The 5512-nt window shown below is 72.7% G+C and carries 3 protein-coding genes; 1 reads left to right on the forward strand and 2 read right to left on the reverse strand.

Going from position 1 to position 5512, the window contains the following annotated elements:
- Positions 1–363: 363 nt before the first annotated feature.
- Positions 364–2169: an ABC-F family ATP-binding cassette domain-containing protein gene (locus LE181_RS31320; RefSeq protein WP_225664946.1), complete on the reverse strand. Its 1806-nt coding sequence runs from the start codon at positions 2167–2169 to the stop codon at positions 364–366.
- Positions 2170–2284: 115 nt separating this feature from the next.
- A complete protein-coding gene (locus LE181_RS31325; RefSeq protein WP_225664948.1) occupies positions 2285–4219 on the reverse strand; it encodes an FG-GAP-like repeat-containing protein in 1935 nt (644 codons plus the stop codon).
- A 330-nt stretch (positions 4220–4549) separates the two neighbouring features.
- On the opposite strand from LE181_RS31325, the gene LE181_RS31330 reads away from it, so the two are divergent.
- The coding region (locus LE181_RS31330) for a trypsin-like serine protease (protein ID WP_225664950.1) at positions 4550–5512 on the forward strand (963 nt) is incomplete at its 3' end.

The raw sequence follows: 5512 nt of genomic DNA on the forward strand, positions 1-5512 counted from the left end.
GGCGGGGCCTGGGGGTAGCCGTAGGCGGGGGCGCCCGCGGGCCCGGCGGGCGGCTGGGCGGGCGGCGGCGCGCCGAAACCGGGGGGCGGGTCCTGTGGCGCGCCGAAGCCTCCGCCCGGCTGGGCCGGCGGACCCTGCGGCGGTTGGGGTGGCTGGGGCGGCTGTGACATCGCTTTCCTCTTTACGCGCGGGTCCAGGGCTTGCAAGGGCTCGAACCGCATAATTCCGGCCACTGTGCGGCAGCCGAGCGGGTGTTCTTTCTACCACCCGCCGCCGACAGCCCACGGGCCGATCTCGGAGGTATCCACCACCTGAGACCGGCCCGTGACGAGACTGTTGCGCCCTGACGGGCCTGACGAACCGTCAGGCGTCCTCGGCCAGTTCGAGCCAGCGCATCTCCAGCTCCTCGCGCTCGGCGGCCAGTTCGCGCAGTTCGGCGTCCAGCTTGGCGACGGCCTCGAAGTCGGTGGCCTGCTCGGCGATGCGCGCGTGCAGCTTGGCCTCCTGCTCGCTGATGCGGTCGAGGCGGCGCTCGATCTTCTGCAGTTCCTTCTTCGCGGCCCGGGCGTCCGCGGCCGGCTTCGCCTTGGCGGCGGCCGGGGACGCGGCGGGGGCGGCCGGGGCGGCTGCCTCGATGACGCGCTGACGGCGCTCCAGGTACTCGTCCAGGCCGCGCGGCAGCATCCGCAGGGCGCGGTCGCCGAGCAGCGCGAAGACGCGGTCGGTGGTGCGCTCGACGAAGTACCGGTCGTGGCTGATGACGATCATCGAGCCGGGCCAGCCGTCGAGGAGGTCCTCCAGCTGCGTCAGCGTCTCGATGTCGAGGTCGTTCGTCGGCTCGTCGAGGAAGAGGACGTTGGGCTCGTCCATCAGCAGCCGCAGGATCTGCAGTCGTCGCCGCTCACCGCCGGAGAGGTCGCCGACCGGCGTCCACTGCTTCTCCTTGGTGAAGCCGAACTTCTCGCACAGCTGCCCCGCCGTCATCTCCCGGCCCTTGCCGAGGTCGACGCGGTCGCGGACCTGCTGCACGGCCTCCAGGACGCGCTTGGTGGGGTCGAGTTCGGCGACCTCCTGCGAGAGGTAGGCCAGTTTGACGGTCTTGCCGACGACGACCTTGCCCGCCACGGGCTGCTTCTCGCCGTCGGTGCGCGCCGCTTCGGCGAGGGTGCGCAGCAGCGAGGTCTTGCCCGCGCCGTTGACGCCGACGAGGCCGATGCGGTCGCCGGGGCCGAGCTGCCACGTCAGGTGCTCGATGAGCGCCTTGGGGCCGGCCTGGACGGTGACGTTCTCCAGGTCGAAGACGGTCCGGCCCAGGCGGGAGCTGGCGAACTTCATCAGCTCGGAGCTGTCGCGCGGCGGCGGGACGTCCGCGATGAGCTCGTTGGCCGCCTCGATGCGGAAGCGGGGCTTGCTGGTGCGCGCCGGGGCGCCGCGGCGCAGCCAGGCGAGCTCCTTGCGCATCAGGTTCTGGCGCTTGGCCTCCTCGGTGGCGGCGATCCGCTCCCGCTCGGCGCGCGCGAAGACGTAGTCGCTGTAGCCGCCCTCGTACTCGTGGACCGCTCCGCGCTGCACGTCCCACATGCGGGTGCAGACCTGGTCGAGGAACCACCGGTCGTGGGTGACGCACACCAGCGCGGAGCGGCGGGCCTGCAGGTGGCCCGCCAGCCAGGAGATGCCCTCCACGTCGAGGTGGTTGGTGGGCTCGTCCAGGACGATCATGTCCTGGTCCGCGATCAGCAGCTTGGCGAGCGCGATGCGGCGGCGCTCGCCGCCGGAGAGCGGGCCGATGACGGTGTCCAGGCCCTGCGGGAAGGCCGGCAGGTCGAGCCCGCCGAACAGCCCGGTGAGCACGTCGCGGATCTTGGCGTTGCCCGCCCACTCGTGGTCCGCCATGTCCCCGATGACCTCGTGCCGCACGGTGGCGGCCGGGTCGAGGGAGTCGTGCTGGGTGAGGACGCCGAGCCGCACGTGGCCGGCGTGGGTGACGCGGCCCTTGTCGGCCTCCTCCAGCTTGGCGAGGATGCGGATGAGGGTGGTCTTGCCGTCACCGTTGCGGCCGACCACGCCGATCCGGTCGCCCTCGTTCACGCCGAGGGAGATGCCGTCGAGCAGCGCACGCGTGCCGTACACCTTCTCGACGGCTTCCAGATTGACCAGGTTGGCTGCCATGCCGCTCCTTGCTCGTGGGACTGCTTCCAGGATCCCACGCCCGGGCGGGGGCCCGGACTCAGGCCCGGGCCGCCTCCGCCGGGCGGCCCTCGCAGGGCCGCCCGGCGGGCACGTGTCAGATGCGGACGGCGGAGCCGCGTCCCGCGCCCTCGGCGATGCGGCCCCGGGCGTTCCAGCCGCCGCGGCCGTCGCCGCCCTGATTGATCCAGGCCCGCACGGCGCCTCCGTCGTCCACGACGGTGTAGTCGGCCTTGCCGTCGCCGTCGAGGTCGGCGAAGCGCACCTGGGAGGCGGGGACGCCGACGCCCTCGGCGATGCGGCCCCAGCCGGTCCAGCCGCCGTGGCCGTCGCCGCCGTCGTTGATCCAGACGCGGACGGCGCCGCCGTCGTCGACGGCGAGGTAGTCGGCCTTGCGGTCGCCGTTGACGTCGGCGAAGCGCACCTTGTCGCCGCCCACCCCGACACCGGCGGCGATCCGCCCGTAGTCGCTCCAGCCGCCGCGGCCGTCGCCGCCCCGGTTGATCCAGGCCCGGACGCCGCCGTTCTCGTCGACGGCGAGATAGTCGGCCTTGCCGTCGCCGTTGACATCGGCGAAGCGCACCTGGGAGGCGGGGACGCCGACGCCCTCGGCGATGCGGCCCCAGCCGTTCCAGCCGCCGCGGCCGTCGCCGCCGTCGTTGATCCAGACGCGGACGGCGCCGCCGTCGTCGACGGCGAGGTAGTCGGCCTTGCGGTCGCCGTTGACGTCGGCGAAGCGCACCTTGTCGCCGCCCACCCCGACACCGGCGGCGATCCGCCCGTAGTCGCTCCAGCCGCCGCGGCCGTCGCCGCCCCGGTTGATCCAGGCCCGGACGCCGCCGTTCTCGTCGACGGCGAGATAGTCGGCCTTGCCGTCGCCGTTGACATCGGCGAAGCGCACCTGGGAGGCGGGGACGCCGACGCCCTCGGCGATGCGGCCCCAGCCGTTCCAGCCGCCGCGGCCGTCGCCGCCCTGGTTGATCCAGGCCCGGACGCCGCCGTTCTCGTCGAGCGCGAGGTAGTCGGCCTTGCCGTCACCGTCGACGTCGGCGAAGCGCACCTTGTCGCCGCCCACCCCGACACCGGCGGCGATCCGCCCGTAGTCGCTCCAGCCGCCCCGGCCGTCACCGCCCTTGTTCACCCAGGCCCGGACGGCGCCGTCCTCGTCCACCACGAGGTAGTCGGCCTTGCCGTCGCCGTCCACGTCCACCCGGTAGTCACCCAGGGTGACGGCGCGGGGCGGGGCGGGCCTGATGTCGACCTGTTCGCGGATCCAGCCGTCGGCGGCGGCCCGGGCGATGCCCCCGTAGAAGGCGTCGGCCATTTTGGTGAAGCCGGCGTCATTGGGGTGGAGCTTGTCGGTGAGGTCCGCGGCGGTGACCGCTCCCATGTCCACGAAGCCGACGTTCAGGCCCTTTTCACGGCGTTCGGCGACCAGCCGGGGCACGGCGGCATTGAACTTCTCGACGCGCTTTTGTCCCGCGGCGTCGCGCGTGGGCACCAGGGAAGAGACGAGGACGGTCATGTGGGGGGCCGCGGAAGTGATGCGGTCGATCAGTGCGCCGAGCCGGGCGGGGGCCGCCTCGGCATCGGTGTTCCGGTCCATATCGTTGGTGCCGATATTCAGCAGCACCACGTTGGGGCGGGCGGCGGGGAGCCACCGTTCGATGTTCTCGGACAAGTCGCCGATCTGCCAGCCGGAATGCCCTTCGTGATCCGCGCCCTGGGACCGTACGGAACCCACGAATTGCAGGTTTCCGGCGTGCGGGACGAGCCGGTTGCGGAGGTCGGCGCGGTAGCCGTTGCCGGTGGAGCTGCCGGCGCCGAGGGTGATGGAGTCGCCCAGCGGCATCACCGCGAGCCGCGGCACCTTCCAGTTCTGCTGGTCGGCGGGGGTGGCGCCCGCGGCGTACGCGGCCGGTGCCGCGACGACGGCCGTCGCGGCGGCCGCGGGGACCGTCATGAGGGCGGTCGCCACGACGGGCACGGCCAGGCGGGCGGCGATACCGCGGCGGGAGGGGGTTGCGCGCATCTTCGTTCCGTGACTCTGTGTCAGGGCCGCCATTGCGGCGGCCATTCCGGCTCTGCGGCTTTGTGGTGCCACCGAGGCGCCCATTGTCACTTACTTCGATCAATGCGAGCCCGCCTTCCCGGCGTGGTGTTCGCCTCCCACCCATTTTACGGAAGCCGGAATTCCGCATTCCGTATTACGCCGCCACATCCTCGGCACCCTCGGCCGACCAGGTGATACGTTCTCGCTGCACCCCGAAGTCGATCATGCGCTCTCCGGGCGCCATTTCGTCATTCCCTCTCCCGGGGCTTTGACCGTGCAGTGAATTCCCGAGCAGAAAGAAAAAGGCACATGACTGCTGGACGTCCGCGCGCGGCGTGGGTGACCGGGCTCCTCGCGACCGCGGTCACGGCGGGCCTGCTGACCGCCTCCCCCGCGAACGCGATCGTCGGGGAGACGGCCGCCAAGGACTCGTACGCGTTCACCGCGAAGCTGGACATCGGCGGCAAGCGCAGCTGCTCGGCCGCCCTGGTGGAGCGGCAATGGCTGATCACCTCCGCCAGCTGCTTCGCCGAGCCCGCCGCCCGGGACGCGAAGATCGCCGCAGGTGCTCCCGCGCTGAGGACGACGGCCACCATCGGCCGCACGGACCTGGCGCAGAACACCGGCAGCGTCGTGGACGTGGTCGAGCTCGTGCCGCGCGAGGACCGCGACCTGGTGATGGCCAAGCTGGCCCGCCCGGTCACCGGCGTCACCCCCGTCGCCCTCGCCACCACGGCCCCGGCGCCGGGCGAGGAGCTGCGCAAGACCGGCTACGGGCGCACCAAGGACGAGTGGGTGCCCAACGCCCTGCACACCGCGGCCTTCGCCGTCGGCACGGTGAACGCCACGTCCCTGGGCCTCACCGGCAAGTCCGCCGGCGCGGCGGTGTGCCAGGGCGACAGCGGCGGCCCGGCGTTCCGGGAGGCCGGCGGCCGCATCGAGCTGGTGGGCGTCAACAGCCGGGCGTGGCGCGGCGGCTGCCTGGGCACCGACGCCAAGGAGACCCGTACGGGCGCCGTCGACACCCGCACCGACGACCTGGCCGGCTGGGTCCGGCAGACGGTCGACAGCCGTCGTCGCACGCCGCTGGGCGACTACCGGGTCGACTTCAACGGTGACGGCAAGGCCGACTACGTCGTGGTCGACGACAACAGCGCCGTCAACGTCTGGATCAACAACGGCGGCGACGGCCGCGGCGGCTGGGGCGAGTGGGGCCGCGTGGCCGAGGGCGTCGGCGTCACCGGCGACAAGGTGCGCTTCGCCGACGTCAAC

Origin of the sequence: Streptomyces sichuanensis (assembly GCF_020328095.1) — a bacterium.
Taxonomy (GTDB): domain Bacteria; phylum Actinomycetota; class Actinomycetes; order Streptomycetales; family Streptomycetaceae; genus Streptomyces; species Streptomyces cinnamoneus.

Bases quoted from the DNA above. Each gene is read 5' to 3' on its own strand.
- LE181_RS31320 (WP_225664946.1), bottom strand. From the start codon at position 2,169: ATGGCAGCCAACCTGGTCAATCTGGAAGCCGTCGAGAAGGTGTACGGC.
- LE181_RS31325 (WP_225664948.1), bottom strand. From the start codon at position 4,219: ATGCGCGCAACCCCCTCCCGCCGCGGTATCGCCGCCCGCCTGGCCGTG.